Source organism: Pelagicoccus sp. SDUM812005, assembly GCF_031127875.1.
Classification (GTDB): domain Bacteria; phylum Verrucomicrobiota; class Verrucomicrobiia; order Opitutales; family Opitutaceae; genus Pelagicoccus.
The window spans coordinates 67,022-84,890 of sequence record NZ_JARXIA010000006.1; the positions used below are offsets into that span (position 1 = coordinate 67,022).

Sequence of the window (17,869 nt, forward strand, 5' to 3'; positions counted from 1 at the left end):
AGGTGTGCGTTAAGGGTGTTTTTCCGAGGAGGCGGTTCAGCCTTCGGAGGCAGCGGCGGCGTTGGTTTGCACCTTGGATCCGGGGACGGCTTTCTGTATTCCGTTTACCACTACGCGATCTCCGGCGGAGAGGCCGCTCTCCACGATCCAGCGGTTTTCGACGGCTTGGCCGAGGGTGACTTGGCGGTTTTCGACGGTTCCGTCGGCGGCCACGAGCTTGACGGAAGTGGAGCCGTCGAAGTTGCGGGATACGGCTTTTTGCGGCACTAGGATGCCGTTTTCGCGTTGGCCGACGCTGACGATGCCGCGCAGGTACATTCCCGGCAAGATGAGGTGGTCGGGATTGGGGACCTCGACGCGCAAGGTGTAGCTGCCGGTGCCGGGGTCGACGGTGGTTTCGGAGAAGGCGATCTTGCCCGGGTGGGGGTAGGGGCTGCCGTTTTCCAGGATGATCTGCACGGGCAGGTCGACGGCCTGCAGCTCGCCTTGGGCGAGGGCGGCGCGGAGCTGGAGCAGCTCGTTGCTGGATTGGGTGATGTCGACGTAGATGGGGTCGAGCTGTTGGATGGTGGCGAGCGGGGCGCTTTGGTTGGCGGTGACGAGGGCGCCTTGGGTGACGGAGGAGCGTCCGATCTGTCCGCTGATAGGTGCGGTGATGCGGCTGTAGTCGAGGGTGATCTGGGCGCTGGCGAGGGAAGCGGCGGCGAGCTGGGCCTGGGCCTCGGCTTGCTGGAGCTTGGCCTGGGAGGCGTCGTATTCCTGGGCGCTGATGGCCTTGGAGGAATAGAGTTCGGAGCTGCGCTTGGCTTCGGTGCGGGCCAGGGCGAGGGCGGCTTCGGCGTTTTGCAGGGTCGCTTGTGCGATGTTGGCGTTGGCGCGGTAGAGGGAGTCGTCCAGCTGGTAGAGCGCTTGGCCGGCCTCGACGGTTCCGCCCTCCTGGAAGAGGCGTTCGGCGACGATGCCGTTCACTTGGGGACGGACTTCGGCGATGAGGGAGGCGGTGGCCCGGCCCGGGAGCTGGCGGGTGAGAGTGACGGCCTCGGTCTCGATTTCGGCCACGGTGACCGTAGGCGCCGGGCGGGAGGCGACGGCTGCGGGCTCGGGGCTGCAGCCGGCCACGAGGACGGAGATGAGGAAGACGGGAGCGCTGGTGCGGAGTAGAGCTTTCATGGTTTTAGCCCCGAATGAATGGTCGTTCATTTTGTCACGTCAACTAAGAAATGAACGTTCATTCATTTTAGTTGAATAAAAAGCTCCCGCTCGAGTCTTGAAGCGGGGCGACCCGGTTCGGAGGGGGGCGCCCGGTAGGCCTTAGCCGCTGACTTCGCGCAGGCGCCAGGCGACGAGGGAACCGGCTACGGAGATGAGGCCGAGGATGCCGATGGCCCCGCTGGGGCCGAGGCTTTGGGCGAGGAATCCGAGACTGCCCATGAGGAGCAGGGCGATGCCGATGAGGGTATTGCCGACGGCGACGTATGCGGACTTGTCGCCGCTGATCATGTCGACGAGGTAGGCTTTTCGGCCGAGGCGCACGCCGGCGTAGAAGACGCTGATGGTGAAGAAGAGGATGGCTTGGGCGAGGGGGGCTTGCAGCCAACGGCTATCGCCGAACTGGTAGGCGAGGGCGATGCCGATGCCGAAGATGCCGCTGGCGAGGGAGGCCATCGCCATGGTCATGCGGCTGGAAAGGTCGGCGAAGCGTCCCCAGATGGGGCCTCCGATGGTCCCGGCGATGCCTCCGGCCACGATGAGCCAGCCGAGGGTGCTGGCGGAGTCGTTTCCTTCTTTGGCCATGAGGGTGTAGAAGGGTGGGGCGAGGGCGACGCTGAGCAGGAGTCCGCGGGCGAGCAGGTAGTGTCGAAATTCGCGGTCGTCGGTGAGGAGTGCCAGGTTTTCGCGGATGGCGTCGACGGGGCTGCGGGCTCCTTCGGTGGCGCCGGGCTCTTCTACGATTTGGGAGAAGCAAAGGGCGGAGAGGAGCCAGAGGGCTCCGGCGGCGAGGATGAGCACGAAGGGGAGGGAGCTGCCGGAGTCGCTTTTGGCGAAAGTGAGCCAGAGTCCAACGGCGAGCACGAGGGCGCTGGAGATGCCGGCGCTGTAGCCCATGAGGGCGCCTCTCCGTTTTTTGGATACGGTTTTGCCGATGACGTCTTTGGCGGATACGGAGCAAACGCCGCGACCGAGGCTGTAGGCGAGCAGGAGAAATAGGGTGAGGTAGCCTGCGAGGGAGCTCGGCAGGAAGGGGGTGAGGCCTCCGACGAGGAGCAGGCAGACTCCGGAAAAGGCGGCCCCGGCGAGCCATGCGTTTTTGCGCTTTTCTTTCCGTCTCAGGTATTCGGATACGAACAGCTGAGGCAGGAGCACGCCTGCTTCGCGGAGGGGGACGATGAAGCCGACGAGGCCTAGGGGCGCTCCGAGGGAGCTGAAGAGCCAGGGAAGGACGAGGCGGGCGCTGCTGAGCTCGTCGGCGAGCTTGCTAAGGATATTGGAGGCAAGGTAGGCGAAGTAGTTTCGCGGCAGGTGCTTGCAGGCGGCGTCGGGGATGTCCTTGCAAAGTCGGGTCTCCTCTTCGCCATTGACGCGGTCGTACAGGTCCCCGAGCGGCTCTAGTTTCATTCTATAGGAAGCGTTTGGGGACGAGCAGGCGGCGGCTTAGGTGCTTGTAAGTTGGGCGCAGGCGTTGCGGAGGAATTCGAGGCGCATGGGGTCGGTGATTCCGTTTTGGGGATCGAAGGAATCGGGGAAGCTGGGCAGGCTGAAGGTGGCTTTCAGGTCGGCGCCCATGCGGGGGAAGGTGGCTTTGGCTGCTTCGAGCACGGAGGCTCCGCCGCGTCCGCCTGGGGAGGTGGAGAGGAGGAGCATGGGCTTGCCGGCCCAGACCTTTTGCTCGGCTCGGGAAGCCCAGTCGTAGAGGTTTTTGAAGGCGGCGGCATAGGAGCCGTTGTGCTCGGCGAGGGAGACGACGAGGGCGTCGTGCGAGCGGATGGCGGCGAGGAAGGCTTTGGCGTCGGAGGGGACTCCGTTGGCCTTTTCTTCGTCGGCGCTGTAGATGGGGAGGCGGTAGGAGCGCAGGTCGAGCTGGGTGACTTGGGCTCCCGGGACGAGGCTAGCAGCGAAGTTGGCGAGCTGACGATTGATGGAGGTGGAGCTGGTGGAGGCGCCGAAGGCGAGTACTTTCATGCGGCGACTCTGGGGCGCGATCGGAGCCCAAGCAACTTGTTTGGGCCTGTTTTTGCTCTTTCTTCAGTTCGGGAGGCGGGCCTGGAGGAGGCGAAGCTTGTCGGGATTTCGCTGCATGAAGAGGGTTTGGATTTTTGCGTCCTGTATTTCGATGCTGAATACGGTGTCGAGATGGCCGTCGGTGTAAACGAGGGCAGCGGGTTGGTTGTTGAGCTGGGTGAAGCGGGCGGTTTTTTGTTGGCCGCTTTTCTGGGCTTTGCGGGCGAGGCCGAGGTGAAGTCGGACGATGAGCTCGCGGCTGCGCAGTGGCTTGCGTACGGCTTTGGCTTTGGCTCCGCCGTCGGAGTAGAGGATGGCGTCGGTGGCGAGGAGGGATTCGAGGGAGCGGGCGTCGCCTTCGGAGGCGGCTTGCAGGAAGGCGGCGAGGAGGCGTTGGTGGGAGTCGGGGTCGACGGGGGATTTGGGGCGTTGGCTGCGGAGGGCTTTGCGAGCCCGGGCCGCGAGCTGGCGGCAGGTGGCGGGTTCTTTTTCCAGGATGGAGGCGACGGACTGGAAGGGGTAGTCGAAGACGTCGTGCAGAATGAAGGCGGCACGTTCGGTGGGGGTGAGCTGCTCCATGGCGTGGAGCAGGGCGATCGTAATGGAATCGTCGATACTGGCGGAGTCGGCGGGGGTATGATCGGTGGTGATGAGGGGCTCGGGCAGCCAGGGGCCGACGTAGCTTTCGCGGCGGCGCTGGGCGGACTTGAGTCGGTCGAGGGAGAGTCGGCTGGCTACGGTGTGCAGCCAGGCGAGGGGTTCTCGGATGGAGGAGCGGGCCGACTCCGCGAGGGCGTGCCATTTGAGCAGGCTTTCCTGGGCGATGTCTTGGGCGTCGGCCCAGCTGCCGAGCATGCGGTAGGCGAGGTTTTCCAGGCTGGGTCGATGGGCTTCGATGGCGGTAGCGTGGGAGTCGGCCGGGTTCATGGTGTTAGGCTTCTAGGGACACGAGGGAGCAGGATTTGTAGTAGCCGGTGGCACGTTTGACGACGGGAAAAACTTGGGCGGCGGCGATGACGAGGGCGAGCTCGATCAGGGTAGCGGGGCCGAGCTCCCACTTGAGTTCGCTGCGCAGGGTTTCGCAGTCGGGGCTGCCGGCGAGGCAGGCGCGGGCGAAGGCTTGGGTGCGGGCCAGCAGCTCGGGAAGTTCGCCTTGGTCGAAGACGAGGGCTTTGATGAGGGTGTCGGAGAGGCCGGCTTCCTGGGCGAAGCGGATGGCGAGCTGGAGGCAGGGGCCGCAGTCGGCGTAGCGGTAGGCGGTGAGCTTGGCGGCGAAATAGACTTCGAGCGGGGCGTGGACGCGGTGTCCTGCCATGGGGACGAAGTTGTTGAAGGTCTCGAGGGCTTCGGGGGCGTGCTCGAGCATGGCCTTCATGTAGGTGGCGTCGTAGCCGTAGGCGGCTTCGAAGGATTCGATCTGGCTGAGGGCAGCCTGTTTTGGCTCGGTGGCCTTGGGGGTTGTTTTTGTCGTCATCACTGGGGATGACGAGATGGGAGAAGCGAACGTGACAGGACGAAGGTCTTTTTCTTGAGGAAAAGAACTGCGGAAGAGGGGCGCGGCGTTGGCGCCGGCCCGTCTGCTCTAATGATGCTCTCGGTCAGGGGCGGCCGCGTTACTGGGCGGGAACGAGGCGGTAGATGGAGCCGATGCGGGGGGATTGTTGGGTGAGCAGCACGTAGAGATAGCCGTCGGGGGCGCTGTATACGTCGCGGATGCGTCCTTGGCCTTTGAATACGATTTCGTCGGCGACGACTTGCTCGCCTTCGATGGTGAGGCGGTGGAGTTCTTCGGATGCCATGCCGGAGACGAAGAGGTTGTTTTTCCACTGCGGGAATTTGTCGCCGGTATAGAAGTCGATGCCGCAGATGGCGATGGAGGGGACCCAGTAGTGCTTGGGCTGCTCCATGCCTTGCTTGGCGGTGAGGTCGGTGATGGGGGAACCGTTGTAGTTCATCCCGTAGGTGATGACGGGCCAGCCGTAGTTGAGGCCGGGGCGAAGGAGATTGGTTTCGTCGCCGCCGCGGGGGCCGTGCTCGACTTCCCAAATGTCTCCAGTTTCTGGATGCGCGTCGAGGCCCTGGGGGTTACGGTGGCCGTAGGACCAGATGGTGGCGAGGGCGTTGGGAGTGTCGAAGAAGGGGTTGTCGGCGGGGATGCGTCCGTCGTCGTGGATACGGTGGATCTTGCCGTTGGGGCGGCTGAGGTCCTGGGCTTGGTCTTGGCGTCCGCGGTCGCCGATGCCGAAGTAGAGGTATCCGTCTTGGAAGACGAAGCGGGTGCCGTAGTGGGCTCCGGCGGAGGTGTGGAGGTCTTTGGGGGCATGGTAGATTTCTTCTTGGTCGATCCACTTGTCGCCTTGTATTCGCCCACGCACTACGGCGGTCATGCCAGCGTTCTTGCCGTTTTCCTTGCCGCCGACGTTTTCGGAGTAGCCGAGGTAGATCCAGCCGTTGTTGGCGTAGTCGGGGTGCTTTTGGACTTCGAGGAGTCCGCCTTGGCCGTGTTGCCAGACTTCGGGGGTGCCTTGGATGGCGGTGCGCTGGCCGTCTTGGAAGCGCCAGAGGATGCCGTCGCGCTGGGTGACGAGCAGGGAGTCGTCGGGCAGGAATTCGAGGGCCCAGAGGATGCCTTCGCCTTCGCCGACTTTTTCGAGGGTGAAGCTGTGCTTTTCGGAGGTGAAGATGCCGTCCTTGGGCTGGAAGGCGTCTTGGGGGAGCTCGGCGCGGGCGGCGATCTGGGTTTGCTCGCGGATGTAGATGACGAGGGAGCGGATTTGCTTTTCCGAGAGGGAGTGCTTCCAGGGGATCATCTCGGTGTCGGGGATGCCTTCGGCGATGACGCGGGCGATGTCGGCGTCGCTGCTGCCGTGGGCCCAGACGCCGTCGACGAGGGAGCTGCCTTGGCCGCCGCGCAGGTTTTCTCCGTGGCAGGTGGCGCAGTAGGTGTTGAAGAGTTCGCTGACGTCTCCGGATCCGATGCGGTTTTGGGCGGAGGCGGAGTGGGCGAGGGTGGCGAGCGCGAGCGCGGCGATGGGGGCGTATGGTTTCATGGCGTTAGAGCGGGGGATTGTTGGGAGGAATCTTCCGATTGCCAGACGAATGGCTGGGAAGATCTCTTGCAATCTTGTCTAACAGTTGAGCCGGACGCCCGGCGGCTAGCGGGGGGAGGGGGTGCTCGCCTTTTCGGGGTGGTGGCGGAGCTCGGCGTCCACGTGGCAGATGTGGTGGGAGAGCCAGTGTTCGATCTTGCTGAAGAGCTGGAGGGCCCACGCTTTTGAGTAGCCGTGGTGGCGGTAGTCCTGGACGTTGCGGGCGAAGAAGGCTTTGAACTCGAGGTGCTCGGAGCGGTTCTTTTGGGCGACGGGGCAGCGGCGCTTGAGCATGCAGGCTTCCTCGTAGCGGAAGTGGTTTGCGATGTAGGTTTCGAGGAAGCTGAGCAGGTGGTCGACTTCTCTGGTATCGACGTCCTCTTGCTGGGCTAGGGCTTCGAGCTTGTTGGCGAAGCGAAAGATTTGCTGGTGCTGTTCGTCGATATGAGAGTCGTGGGTCGCGAATTGGTTTTTCCATTCGATAGCCATGTACGTCCTCCGGATCGGAATCAGTTTTGCGCGCAAGGGGAAGGCCGGCAACGCCAGCTTGGATTGGCTGGCGAAGTATTAGGAGGGGTTGTGGGGCGCTTAAGGCGGCGGGGAGTCTGGTTATGGGCCTGCGCGAACAAATCAGAACGGCGCGCTGGTTTGGTGTCGGGTGGGGCGAGGTTTTTTTGGGGAGGGTTTGCGCTGCGGGACGGGCGTGAAGCCCGCGCCCTACGGTGATCTTGCAAAACAGCCCGGCTGCTTGCGCGGGCCGGGCTGTTGGATTTGGGGTGGGTAAGTGCGGTTGCGGCGGGGTGGGGCCGCGAGCGTGACCTTGGGGCTTAGCCGTAGGCGGCTCCGGTTTCGACGTCGATGACTCGGTAGTTTTCGACGTGGAAGTTGGGGTCGGCTCGGAAGGTGAGCTGGGCGTTGTAGTCTTTCTCGAGGGAGATGAGCAGGTCGGCGTCCTCTTCGCGCAGGCGATCGATGATCGAGGGGTTGACGAGGATGCGCAGCTTGATGGGTCGCTCGAGGTCGGGGGTGCGGTTGCGGGCGCGGCGGATGATGCCGGAGAGCTTGCGCTGGAGTTCGACGGAGACGGTGGTACCGGATTTGACGATGCCTTTGCCGCGGCAGTAGGGGCAGTCGGTGTAGAGGCCGGAGGAGACGGATTCCTGCATGCGCTGGCGGGTCATTTGCATGATGCCGAGCGGGGAGATGGGCAGGATGTGGGTCTTGGCCTTGTCGGCTGCCATGGCGTCGCGCATGCGGGAGAGGATGGCGTTGCGGTGGCGGCGCTGCTTCATGTCGATGAAGTCGATGATGATGAGTCCGCCGATGTTGCGCAGGCGGATCTGGCGGGCGACTTCTTCGGCGGCTTCGCAGTTTACCTGGAAGATGGTGTCGTTTTCGTTGCCCTTGTTCTTGTGGGAGCCGGTGTTGACGTCGATGGCGATGAGGGCCTCGGTCTCTTCGATGACGATGGCGCCTCCGGAGGGGAGGGGCACTTGCCGTTGGAAGGTTTGCTCGATCTGCTTCTCGATGTTGTAGCGCTCGAAGATGGGGATGGAGTCCTTGTAGAGCTGGATCTTGGAGGTGGAGCGCTTGGAGATCTGGGCGACGGTTTCGGAGATGCGCTCGTGGTCTTCGGCGTTGTCGATGAGGACGCGGTCGATGTCTTCGGTGAGGAAGTCGCGCACGGTGCGCTCGGCGAGGTCTGGCTCCTTGTAGAGGCAGGCGGGGGCGCGAGCGGAGTCCATCTTCTTTTGGATCTTCTCCCAGGTTTGCAGGAGGATGTGGAGGTCGCGCACGAAGTAGCGGGCTTTTTTGCCTTCGCCGGCGGTGCGGACGATGATGCCCATGCCTTCGGGGATGGTGAGGTCGCGGATGATCTTCTTGAGGCGGGCGCGTTCCTTGTTGTCTTCGATCTTGCGGGAGATGCCGCATTGGTCGGAGTTGGGAACGAGAACGATGAAGCGTCCGGGGAGGGAGAGGTTGGTGGTGGAGCGGGGGCCTTTGGTACCGATGGGGCCTTTGGTGATCTGGATGACGATCTCGGTGCCGATGGGGTAGTGCTGGGGGATGTCCTTGAGGGGGATCTTGGCCTGCTTCTTCTTTTTCTTGGAAGAGTTGACGCGGACGACCTCGATGGAGGAGTCGGCTTCCTGGGGCTGGATGTCCCAGTAGTGCAGGAAGGCGTTCTTGGGCATGCCGATGTCGACGAAGGCGGCTTTGAGGCCGGGGTCGAGGTTTTTGATGCGGCCTTTGAAGATGCCGCCGACGATGCGTTGGGCGGAGTGGCGTCGCTCGATGTCGAACTTGTCGAGGATGCCGTCGACGAGGGAGCCGACTCGGATTTCGAGGGGCTCGGAGTTGATGATGAGTTCGCGGTAGGGTTTTTTCTCCCCTTTGAACTTTTCAATGATCTTGGTCATTAGCGGGCGTTTCTTGGCGCGCTGGTTCGCTTCCGCCCGGAGCTTGTCCTGATCGACGCGGGTGCCGGTCTGGGGCTTGGGTGGGTGGCGAAGCTCTTCGTCTAGTTTGCTCGCTTGGTCTGGTGCTTGGTTTTTGTTTGTTTCTTGTTCGCTCATTTGGGCGCGTTTCCTGTGTTTCTGCAGGGGGCGGCCTTGAATGGAGAGCGGCGGCGGTTTGGTTTCCTGTTTGGACGGTATTTCTCGAAGGCGTTGGGCGCGTCGGCTTTTTAGGGCAGACTTAGAAATCCTTTCGATAGCGATAGACGCTTTGAACCAGTCCCAGGAGGATGCAGCAGCTCACCATGAAGGTGCCTCCATGACTTAAGAAGGGGAGCGGCAATCCTGTGATCGGCATCAGGCCAATAGTCATAGCGATGTTCACGAAGACGTGGACGGAGAACAGGGCGACGACGCCAAGCACGAGCAAGGTACCGAAGCGGTCCTTGGCTTGGCCGGCGATGCGCAGGCTGTTTGCTAGTAATATTCCGAAGAGGCTGATCACGACTGCGCTTCCGATAAAGCCGGCTTCTTCCGCGAGTACGGAGAAGATGAAGTCGTTATGGGCTACCGACCGGGGCAGGTAGCCGAGTTGGGCCTGGGAGCCCTGTCTGACGCCTTTGCCAAACAGGCCGCCCGAGGCGACTGAAATGATGGATTGTTCCCGGTTCCAGCCGGTCCCGCGTGGGTCGGCTTTGTCGGGGTTTACGAAGGTTAAAATGCGGTTGCGTTGGTAATCTTTGAGGGGGAACCAGGTGGTTTCCTGGTAGCGGCCGTCGATGTTTTGAGGATCGATGCCGTTTTCGTCTAAAAATTTTACGTAGTTGTGGTTATCGATTAAAATGGCTCCCACCAGCGCCACGAAAAGGAGGATGGCGGTGGTGAAAAAACGTTTGGAAAGGTTAGAGGCGTATAGTTGCGCGAACACGAAGAAGGGTATGACCATGGACGATCCAAGGTCGGGCTGAGCCAAGATCAATAGAAAGGGTATGGAAATCGCAAGCGCCATTTTAGCAAGCACTTGGAGAGAATCCTTCACGTCTCCGACCTCGGAGCGGGTGAGGATGCTGGCGCTGATGACGATGCCGGCGAGCTTGGCGACTTCGACGGGCTGGAAGGTGTAGAAGCCGAGGTTGAGCCAGCGTTCCGCTCCGTAGCGCGAGACGCCTAGGGGGCTCCATTTGACCATGACGAGCATGACGACGGCGAGCAGCCAGAGCCAGTGGCTGTACTTCATGAAGAGGGCGTAGTTGGTGAGGGAGATGCCGGTGTAGAGGCTCATGCCGATGAAGAGCCAGGCGATTTGGCTGAGCCACTCGCTGCCGCCGCGGGAGGACTGGGCGCTGTATATAAAGAGGATGCCGATGGCGGCGAGCAGCAGCATGCAGATGGGGTTGATGAGATCGACCCTGGGATGGTGGTGCTTGTTGGAAGACGGGAGCAAGGCAGGAGAAGGTGGTGAGTGGTAAGCAGCGAGCGGTGAATGCGCGGTGGGCGCGGCTGGGGCTCACTTCTGCTGGCTTGAGATTGGTCTGGGGCTGGCGGAAATGGGAAGGAAAAAGAGTGGCGGCGGCGGGGTTTTGTTTCCTAATTTCGAGCCTTGGAATCGAAAGGTCTAGATAAGGTGCGTATCGACCGCTGGCTTTGGGCGGTGCGGGTTTTCAAGACGCGTGGCGACGCGGCGGAAGCCTGCAAGGGCGGCAAGGTGGAAATCGGGGGCGAGAACGTGAAGCCGTCCCGCCCGGTTCGGGTCGGCGAAACGGTGGAGGTGATGAAGGACGGAGTCCTGCGGGAGTACAAGGTGCTGGGCTTGCTGCTGAAGCGGGTGGGAGCGAAGGTGGCGGCCAATTTCGTGGAGGACCTGACCCCTCCGGAGCGCTTGGAGGCGCGACGGGAAACGCTGGCTCAGGTGGTCCTGAGGCGGGAGGCGGGCAGCGGGCGGCCGACCAAGCGGGAGCGGCGGGACATGGAGCGGCTGTTCGGGGATTGATAGGGGAGTTTTCCGGTTCGAGATTCGTTCTTTTGGCGTTGGATTTTTGGAGGGGCGTTCTAGCTTGGCGAAATGGAAGAAGAACCGAAGGAACCGAGTAAGGTGAAGACCATCTACTTGCCGGTGGCAATTGCGTCGGCGTTTGCGCTGGTGCTGTGGATCGGCATGCCGGAGCTCGGCGTTTTGGCGATCGGCTCGGCTTGGTTCGGAACGGTGCTATTCATGAGCCTCTGGGGCGCCTTCTACTCGTGAGCGAAGCGGATCTAGAGGAGCTCTTTAACGAGACCTTGGCGGCGCGGCGACGCGTCTACGAGGCGGCTTCGGCGACGCCGCTGGAGAAGCTGGAGCTGGGCACGGAGGAGGAGGTCTACGTGAAGCGGGAGGACACTTCTCCGATCCACGCCTACAAGTGGCGCGGCGCCTACAACCGCATGAAGCTGCTCAGCGAGGGCGAGCGGAAGCGGGGCGTGGTGTGCGCCTCGGCGGGCAACCATGCCCAAGGGGTGGCCTTGGCGGCCCGGAAGCTGGGCACGACGGCGACGGTTTTTATGCCGCGTTCGACGCCGCTGATGAAGCAGGAGGCGGTGAAGGCGATCGGCGGATCGGCGGTGAAGGTGATTTTGGAGGGCGACGCTTACGACGAAGCCTCGGCGGCGGCGAAGGCTTTGTCGGCGGAGACGGGGCAGACTTTTGTGCATCCATACGACGACTTGGCGGTGATCGCGGGCCAGGGGACTATGGCGGACGAGATCGTGATGGCCGGCGTAGGAGCGTTTGACGTGGTCTACTTGCAGATCGGCGGCGGTGGAATGGCGTCGGGCGTGGCCTGCTGGCTGAAGCGCTACTATCCGGAGATCGAGGTGGTCGGGGTGGAAGGCGTGGACCAGGCGTCCATGGCGGCTGCGGTGGCGAACGGGTCTCCGGTTACCTTGGAGTACTTGGATGTGTTTTGCGACGGGACGGCGGTGAAGCGGGCGGGCGATTTGACGAGCCAGTTTTGCGCGAAGCTGATCGACCGTTTCGTGACGGTGACGAACGCGGAAGTGTGCGCGGCGGTGCAGCTGCTTTGGGAGCGCTTGCGGGCGATTCCGGAGCCGGCCGGCGCCATGGGGCTGGCGGCTTGGATGAAGGAGCGCGAGCGCTGCCGCGGGAAGCGGGTGCTGACCATCATGTGCGGCGGCAACATGGACTTCGGCCAGCTGTCGTGGATCGTGCGCCATGCGGGCATCGGTTCGGCTCACCGCAAGTACTACCGTTTCGAGATCGAGGAGCGTCCGGGGGCATTGCTGTCGCTGCTGGAGCGCTTTCCGGCAGGGGTGAGCATCGTGGAGTTTCAGCACGGAGCGGTGCAGGGGCGAGCGGCGAAGCCGGTGATCGGCTTGGACGCGATGCCTCAGGAGCTGCAGTTGTTCGAGAGGAACTTGCAGGCTTTGAGCATTCCTTACGAGGATGCGACGGGCCAGGAGGACGTGGAGTTTCGCATCATCCACTACGATGCGGCCATGCTGGAGCGTCCGCTCTTTATCCGGATCGAGTTTCCGGAGCGCCCGGGGGCCTTGAAGGAGTTTTTGGGCAACAATTGCCGCGACGCCAGTATCGTCTATTTCAATTACAACTACACGGGCGAGCGCGTGGGGCGGGCTTTGATCGGCTTCGATTTCGCGAGCGACGCGTCGCGGGCGGCGTTTCGCGTTGCGGTGCTGGAGCGCGATACGGTCCTGCGCTACGCGAAGGAGATTTCGCCCGAGGCGATGAGGCGGATTGTATAGGTCTACTGGCTGCTGGGTTCTGGGTACAGGGCTGAGAGTAGGTAAGCGGTTTAGGGGTGGTCTTTCGGGGAGGTGAGGGTTTCCCTGATGTGGGGTTGCTTTGGGTTAAGTTGCTGTTTGTTAGATGGTTGTAATCTATACGGTGGGGCGGGTTTGCGTGAATCCCTTATTGGAGAGGGATTGGAACCCTAGGAGTGTAAAGAATTCTGAAAAAAAGGAGGCTTTAGGAGCGGAAACGGCGGCGCTTCACAGGTTCTTTACAGGATTCCTGAGCGCTGCCCCTCAGGCACCCTAGAGGATTTGCGCATTTGGCCCCTATTGCCCGCATAGGGGGCAAGCTGAGAGGTAAGTTCCTGAAGGTGAGTTGCTTGCTGGGGGTGTTTTTTCGAGCGATTGTTTAGTCAATCCAGCAGATCCCACTGCGAAACAAACAACATCATGAAAACGAAACTCTTCACTCTTTCCGCTGTAGCGCTTGCCTTTTTGGCGAGCCAAGCGTCAGCCATCAGCTTCCAGTACTCCGACTACCGCGATGCGGATTTCGTAGGAAAGTTGCTCACCAACGAAGTGGGCATTGACCAGGTGGACAACTCGTTTGCCAGCGGCGTCTTCGATATCGTGAACGATGACGGCGATATCTACACTTGGGACAAGTATGGGTTCACTCCGGGAGCGGAGGTCATCACGGCGGCGGAAATTGGCTTTGGCTTCTACGACTTGAGCCAATCGACTCCGAACTACTTGGGGGATTTTCGCTATCTCTTGGGGCAAGGGCTCTCCTCCTTGGCGGGATCGCTTACTTCTCCCGGGACGACTCTCTTCGAATTTGATTTGGCGACGGCCTACATGGGCAACATTGCAGGCGACCTAATCTTGGATCTGCAGGACGACGGTTTGCTGGCTTGGAGAGTGGAGCTCGACGACAGCTTCCAAGGGGAAGTCACCTTGTACTGGGCGGCGTTGGCTGCGGATGCGGAGCGAGTTCCGGATTCCGGCAGCACCGCGGCTCTGCTGGGGCTTTCGATCTTCGCAGGCTTGGTCGCTCGCCGTCGCATGACCGCCTAGTCGAACCGATTTTCTACCGCGATCGAAGGAGGATGCTGTTTTGGCATCCTCTTTTTTTGTGGTAGTTGATTAGGGATTTGGTGGGCTGCGTGTTTCTATTCTCTGCCTTGCCCGCTGTTGGGAGCCGTCGGCGAGTGGCCGTGAGTGAAAGTGGGGGGAGGGCCGTGTTTAGGCAGACGCTCTTGCATCAGGCTCAGGTTATTGGCCAAAACGGGCGTGTTTGGGCAGCTTACGATTCCAGCGATCGAGCTCATTGAAGCAAAAGGCCAGTATGAGATGGAGTCATGCTAAGTGTCATGCCCTAGAGGCCTCTATCCTTTGGAGGGGAGTATGAGGTCGAAGGGGATCCGAGACGTGCGTCTCACCTCTTACGTTTGCAATCAATTCGATTCTAATGGCTTGCTTTTTTTTGAATCCCACGTGTGACTGACATTCGCATCTACGTAGTAATCCTCACGGTTGTTGGCCTCCTCTTAATCATCAAATTTGGCTCGCGATCAGAGGGTGTTCTCTTATCCACGCACAGCTTCCTCATGCCGATGAAAACTAGTTCAAATATGTGGGTCCATAAGTTGGGTCGTCTCTCACTACTAAGTGCGATCTATTCGATCATTTGCGTGGCAAGCCTCACTCTCGCTTTCGAGTTCAGGGACGATTTCACCATTTCGGACGCAACGGCCGGCATGCTGTGGTCCACGGTTTTCTGGCTTCTGCCCATCAAGTTGGTTTCCCTCTACTTTTTCGGTCAGTATCGCGGCCTGCTCACCTTTTTCCGCTTGCCCGATGTGTATCGGGTGGGGGCGGCTTATGGGATTCCGAGTCTCTTGTTTTTTGTCGCTTCCTTCTACACGCAATTCGGCATCCTTCATTCCAAGGCTGCCATCATCCTAGACTTTTTCTTTTCGGTTAGCCTGCTCTGTATCTTCCGCACTTCGCTTCGTATTTATCGGGAAAAGAGAACAGGAATGCGGGTGCTCTCGGACCCATCCGACCAACATCGCGTCGTAATTTTTGGGGCTGGCCATACGGGCGCTGCTCTCGCGGCCGATTTGATGGCGAAACGCCATCGTTCGCTGACTCCGGTGGCTTTTATCGATGACGACCCCTTCAAGTGGGATAAAAACGTGCATGGCCTGAAGGTGTACAGTTCGATTTCGAAGGCCTGTGACGCCAATTCCGGATGCGGCGCCACGAAGCTAATTGTGGCGATGCCGGCGGCGAGTCCCTCTAAGATTCGCGAGATCACGGAGGAAGCGAGCAAGCTCTCCTTGAAGGTGGAGATCGTGCCTTCCTGGGAAGACCTGGCTTCGGGGCGTAAGCGGGTGGATAAGATCCGCCCTGTCAAAATCGACGACCTTTTGGGCCGTAACTCCATCAAGCTTCACTCCAAGAAAGTCATTGGAGAGCTTACCGGCAAGGTGGTAATGGTCACGGGCGCTGGAGGAACGATCGGCGGCGAGCTCTGTCGTCAAATCGCCCAGTGTAATCCCAGCATGGTCCTGATGGTGGAGCGTGCGGAGTACCTGCTGTTCCAAACGGAGCAGAAATTGAAGTCCGAGTTTCCAGACGTCGCCTCCCACGCTTTTATCGGAGATATCACGGACGAGGCTCGCATGGACTTTCTCATGGGAGGCTTTCTGCCCGACGTGATTTTCCACGCGGCGGCCCACAAGCACGTGCCTATGATGGAGCACCAGCCGGGCGAAGCGATCCGCAACAACACTTTGGGAACGGCGTTGCTTGCGGACCTCGCGATCAAGTACGAGGTGGAACGCTTTGTGTTCATATCCACGGATAAGGCGGTCAATCCGACGAACGTCATGGGCGTTTCCAAGCGCCTGGCTGAGATCTTCCTCCAATCCTTGCAGGATTCCACGCGGATCCCGCAGTTCGTAGCGGTACGATTTGGAAACGTGCTCGGGTCTTCGGGAAGCGTGATTCCAACTTTTAAGCGACAGATCGAAGAAGGTGGCCCCATCACGGTTACCCATCCGGAAATTACCCGCTATTTCATGACAGTTCCGGAGGCCGTCGGGCTCGTGCTCGAGTGTTCGGTCGATGCGGAAGGTGGCGAGATATTCGTGCTAGACATGGGAGAGCCCATGAAGATTTACGATCTCGCCAAGCAGATGATCAAGTTGAGTGGCCTGCGCGAGGGAGAGGATATCGATATCGTTTTCTCCGGACTGCGTCCTGGGGAGAAGCTCTACGAAGAGCTGCAGCATGGTCAGGAAACGCTGGAATTGACGGAGAACAAAAAGGTATTCCGCTTTACAGGGCAGAAATCGAAGGAATGCGAAGTGCGCAAGTTTCTCAAGGAGCTGTCGCCGATGCTGCGGACCTCCGACTACAATGCTTTAAAGCGCAAGTTGCATAGCTTCGTTCCGGAATACGTCCCCGATTTTTCGGCGCCTAATTGGGCTCCTGCCCATGCCGAGGTCGGTTCCGCCTACCGCAAGCAAGGGCCGGAGGTAAAGGGAGAGAAGCTCGTTTCTTTTAAAGGAAATACCGCTTAGTCGCGCAGGTTCTTCTTTGATGTTCCCTATGTTGAGGGCCCTCTCAATTCGGTGAGGCTGAGTCTTAGCGGGGGGATCCCCGAGTTCCGATTCATCCTTGCTGTACTAGGATGGGTCAGGGAAGGCAGTTTCGTAAGGGGGGCTGAAGACGTAAGTGATTCAGCATTGAGTGCACTCCCTGCCTGTGGCAGTTGCTTGCTGAGAAAGAGTACCCCGGTTTGTTTTTTTATATGCCGCGGCGAAGCATTCCTCTGGGCAGGCTCGCGAATTCAGATACTCCCACGAAGCAAGCGGGTGAAGTCGAGAGGGAAGGCGACGGGAGTAATAATCGGGTAACGGAAGCAGGATGCTTCCGCTACTGTCGGGAAGTCTGCGACGTCGTTTCGTTATTCGGAACGGGCTTCTTGTCGTTTGGCTGTCTCTACGAAGTGCAGAACGAAGCAAAGGAAGAGGCCGAAAAAGCCGCCCAGCATGCCGGCCGCGATGACGATAAGGGCTCGTTTTGGGCGTACTCGAATTTCGGGTACAACGGCAGGGTCGATTACCTTGAAAGCGTAGTCCTCTTTCGCATTCGCCAGCATGGCGTTCTTGGTTTGGCTTTCGATAAGTCCGTAGAGGGATTCCTTGATTTCCAGTACGCGGGTTTCGCTGATTTGCTTGTTCAGGTACTCGAGATTCTTTCTCGCCTCTTGCTTGGCTTGTTCGCGCAGGTGGCTATTAAGGCGGTTGGCCAGCAGGTTGGCCCAGCTTGCTGCGAGCTCGGGGTCTTGTAGTTCTACGGCGAGGGTGACGATTCCTGTTTTCTTGTCTTCCGAGACGCTCAGGCACTCTTTGGTGAAGCGTTCGTAGGTTTCTAGCTTGGTAGGGCGGTTGCTGCTTTGTCTTCTTTCGCTGGATGCGGTCCAGGACTTCGTTTCTTCGTCCCATTCGTCCGGGAATATCGCCTTCTGCGCTTCCTCGGTTTCGATAAAGGGGAGCAGGAATTGGCGGGATTTTAAGGTAGCGATGGCGGTTTCCGTTGAGCCACCGCCTCCTACGTTGATGCCTGCCATGGAGGCGAGCCCGCCGAATTGTCCGGCTAGGGCTGCTAGTCCGCCGCCTCCCTGTTCCTCGGAATTGGGCACCAAGGTTGTTTCGGCTTTATAAATCTCTGGCTGGTTGAGAGCGTAGAAGATTCCGATGATGGCGAAGAGGGGACCGAAGGTAAGCCACGGCCACTTGCGCTTCCAGACGATGTTCCAGAGGTCGATGAGGGAGAGTTCATCTTCTTCAGGAGGGTAAGGGTACTGTGGATACTGTGACGGTGTGTCGGGCATTTGATAAAGGATGTTTTAACCGCAGAGTTCGCTGAGGACGCGGAGTTCTCTAAAAATTGTTCACGAGGCGTTTGATGCCTTGCTTCATCTGGGTGACGTTGAAGTTAAGTAAGTACCCTAGATTCAATTTCGATAGTTTTAGGTAGGTGAGTAGCTGCGCTGTGTGGATGTCGTTTAGTTCGTCCACGACTTTGAGCTCTAGAATGATCTTGGACTCTACGAGTATGTCCAAGCGATAGCCTTCATCGAGTTCTAAGCCCTTGTATGTTATCGGTTGGACCTTCTGCCGTTCGGTTTTAATTCCCCGCAGAGTAAGCTCATGTACTAGGCAGCGTTCGTAAGTCGATTCAAGAAGTCCAGGGCCTAGCTCCCTGTGAACCTCAATCGCTGCTCCGATAATTTCAAACGTCAGTTTCTCCGTATCCATTCTCTGCGTACTCTGCGTACTC

General features: G+C 59.9%; 16 protein-coding genes. 5 read left to right on the plus strand and 11 right to left on the minus strand.

Going from position 1 to position 17,869, the window contains the following annotated elements; genetic code table 11:
* Positions 1 to 36: 36 nt before the first annotated feature.
* The 9 genes from QEH57_RS08940 to rodA form a co-directional block, all read right to left on the minus strand.
* Positions 37 to 1,170: an efflux RND transporter periplasmic adaptor subunit gene (locus tag QEH57_RS08940; protein WP_309006377.1), complete on the minus strand. Its 1,134-nt coding sequence runs from the start codon at positions 1,168 to 1,170 to the stop codon at positions 37 to 39.
* Between the two features lie 141 nt (positions 1,171 to 1,311).
* Positions 1,312 to 2,616 (minus strand): hypothetical protein, encoded by a 1,305-nt coding sequence (locus QEH57_RS08945; RefSeq protein ID WP_309006378.1) that lies wholly within the window; start codon positions 2,614 to 2,616, stop codon positions 1,312 to 1,314.
* Between the two features lie 36 nt (positions 2,617 to 2,652).
* Positions 2,653 to 3,180, minus strand: a complete 528-nt coding sequence (locus QEH57_RS08950) for an NAD(P)H-dependent oxidoreductase (RefSeq protein WP_309006379.1) — start codon at positions 3,178 to 3,180, stop codon at positions 2,653 to 2,655.
* Positions 3,181 to 3,243: 63 nt separating this feature from the next.
* Positions 3,244 to 4,146, minus strand: a complete 903-nt coding sequence (gene sigJ / locus QEH57_RS08955) for an RNA polymerase sigma factor SigJ (protein WP_309006380.1) — start codon at positions 4,144 to 4,146, stop codon at positions 3,244 to 3,246.
* 4 nt (positions 4,147 to 4,150) lie between these two features.
* Positions 4,151 to 4,693: a hypothetical protein gene (locus tag QEH57_RS08960; RefSeq protein WP_309006381.1), complete on the minus strand. Its 543-nt coding sequence runs from the start codon at positions 4,691 to 4,693 to the stop codon at positions 4,151 to 4,153.
* A 139-nt stretch (positions 4,694 to 4,832) separates the two neighbouring features.
* The gene (locus tag QEH57_RS08965) at positions 4,833 to 6,269 is read right to left on the minus strand and encodes a PQQ-dependent sugar dehydrogenase (RefSeq protein ID WP_309006382.1); all 1,437 of its coding nucleotides are present in this window, start codon (positions 6,267 to 6,269) and stop codon (positions 4,833 to 4,835) included.
* Between the two features lie 105 nt (positions 6,270 to 6,374).
* Positions 6,375 to 6,797 (minus strand): hemerythrin domain-containing protein, encoded by a 423-nt coding sequence (locus tag QEH57_RS08970; RefSeq protein ID WP_309006383.1) that lies wholly within the window; start codon positions 6,795 to 6,797, stop codon positions 6,375 to 6,377.
* Between the two features lie 338 nt (positions 6,798 to 7,135).
* Positions 7,136 to 8,884, minus strand: a complete 1,749-nt coding sequence (locus QEH57_RS08975; protein ID WP_309006384.1) for an Rne/Rng family ribonuclease — start codon at positions 8,882 to 8,884, stop codon at positions 7,136 to 7,138.
* 121 nt (positions 8,885 to 9,005) lie between these two features.
* Positions 9,006 to 10,208 (minus strand): rod shape-determining protein RodA, encoded by a 1,203-nt coding sequence (gene rodA / locus QEH57_RS08980; protein WP_309006385.1) that lies wholly within the window; start codon positions 10,206 to 10,208, stop codon positions 9,006 to 9,008.
* Positions 10,209 to 10,364: 156 nt separating this feature from the next.
* On the opposite strand from rodA, the gene QEH57_RS08985 reads away from it, so the two are divergent.
* The 5 genes from QEH57_RS08985 to QEH57_RS09005 all read left to right on the plus strand — a co-directional run bounded on the left by QEH57_RS08985 (position 10,365) and on the right by QEH57_RS09005 (position 16,104).
* The gene (locus tag QEH57_RS08985) at positions 10,365 to 10,754 is read left to right on the plus strand and encodes a S4 domain-containing protein (RefSeq protein WP_309006386.1); all 390 of its coding nucleotides are present in this window, start codon (positions 10,365 to 10,367) and stop codon (positions 10,752 to 10,754) included.
* Between the two features lie 72 nt (positions 10,755 to 10,826).
* Positions 10,827 to 11,006 carry a hypothetical protein gene (locus tag QEH57_RS08990; RefSeq protein WP_309006387.1) on the plus strand — a complete coding sequence of 60 codons (180 nt, stop codon included), beginning with the start codon at positions 10,827 to 10,829 and terminating at the stop codon, positions 11,004 to 11,006.
* The gene (locus QEH57_RS08995; RefSeq protein ID WP_309006388.1) at positions 11,003 to 12,523 is read left to right on the plus strand and encodes a pyridoxal-phosphate dependent enzyme; all 1,521 of its coding nucleotides are present in this window, start codon (positions 11,003 to 11,005) and stop codon (positions 12,521 to 12,523) included. The genes QEH57_RS08990 and QEH57_RS08995 overlap by 4 nt, the downstream gene beginning before the upstream one ends.
* 438 nt (positions 12,524 to 12,961) lie before the next feature.
* Positions 12,962 to 13,588 carry a VPDSG-CTERM sorting domain-containing protein gene (locus QEH57_RS09000; RefSeq protein WP_309006389.1) on the plus strand — a complete coding sequence of 209 codons (627 nt, stop codon included), beginning with the start codon at positions 12,962 to 12,964 and terminating at the stop codon, positions 13,586 to 13,588.
* 539 nt (positions 13,589 to 14,127) lie between these two features.
* Positions 14,128 to 16,104 carry a nucleoside-diphosphate sugar epimerase/dehydratase gene (locus tag QEH57_RS09005; protein ID WP_309006390.1) on the plus strand — a complete coding sequence of 659 codons (1,977 nt, stop codon included), beginning with the start codon at positions 14,128 to 14,130 and terminating at the stop codon, positions 16,102 to 16,104.
* A 386-nt stretch (positions 16,105 to 16,490) separates the two neighbouring features.
* Here the strand turns inward: QEH57_RS09005 and QEH57_RS09010 are convergent, their stop codons facing one another.
* A complete protein-coding gene (locus QEH57_RS09010; RefSeq protein ID WP_309006391.1) occupies positions 16,491 to 17,420 on the minus strand; it encodes a Wzz/FepE/Etk N-terminal domain-containing protein in 930 nt (309 codons plus the stop codon).
* 49 nt (positions 17,421 to 17,469) lie between these two features.
* Positions 17,470 to 17,847 carry a GxxExxY protein gene (locus QEH57_RS09015; protein ID WP_309006392.1) on the minus strand — a complete coding sequence of 126 codons (378 nt, stop codon included), beginning with the start codon at positions 17,845 to 17,847 and terminating at the stop codon, positions 17,470 to 17,472.
* Positions 17,848 to 17,869 lie beyond the last annotated feature (22 nt).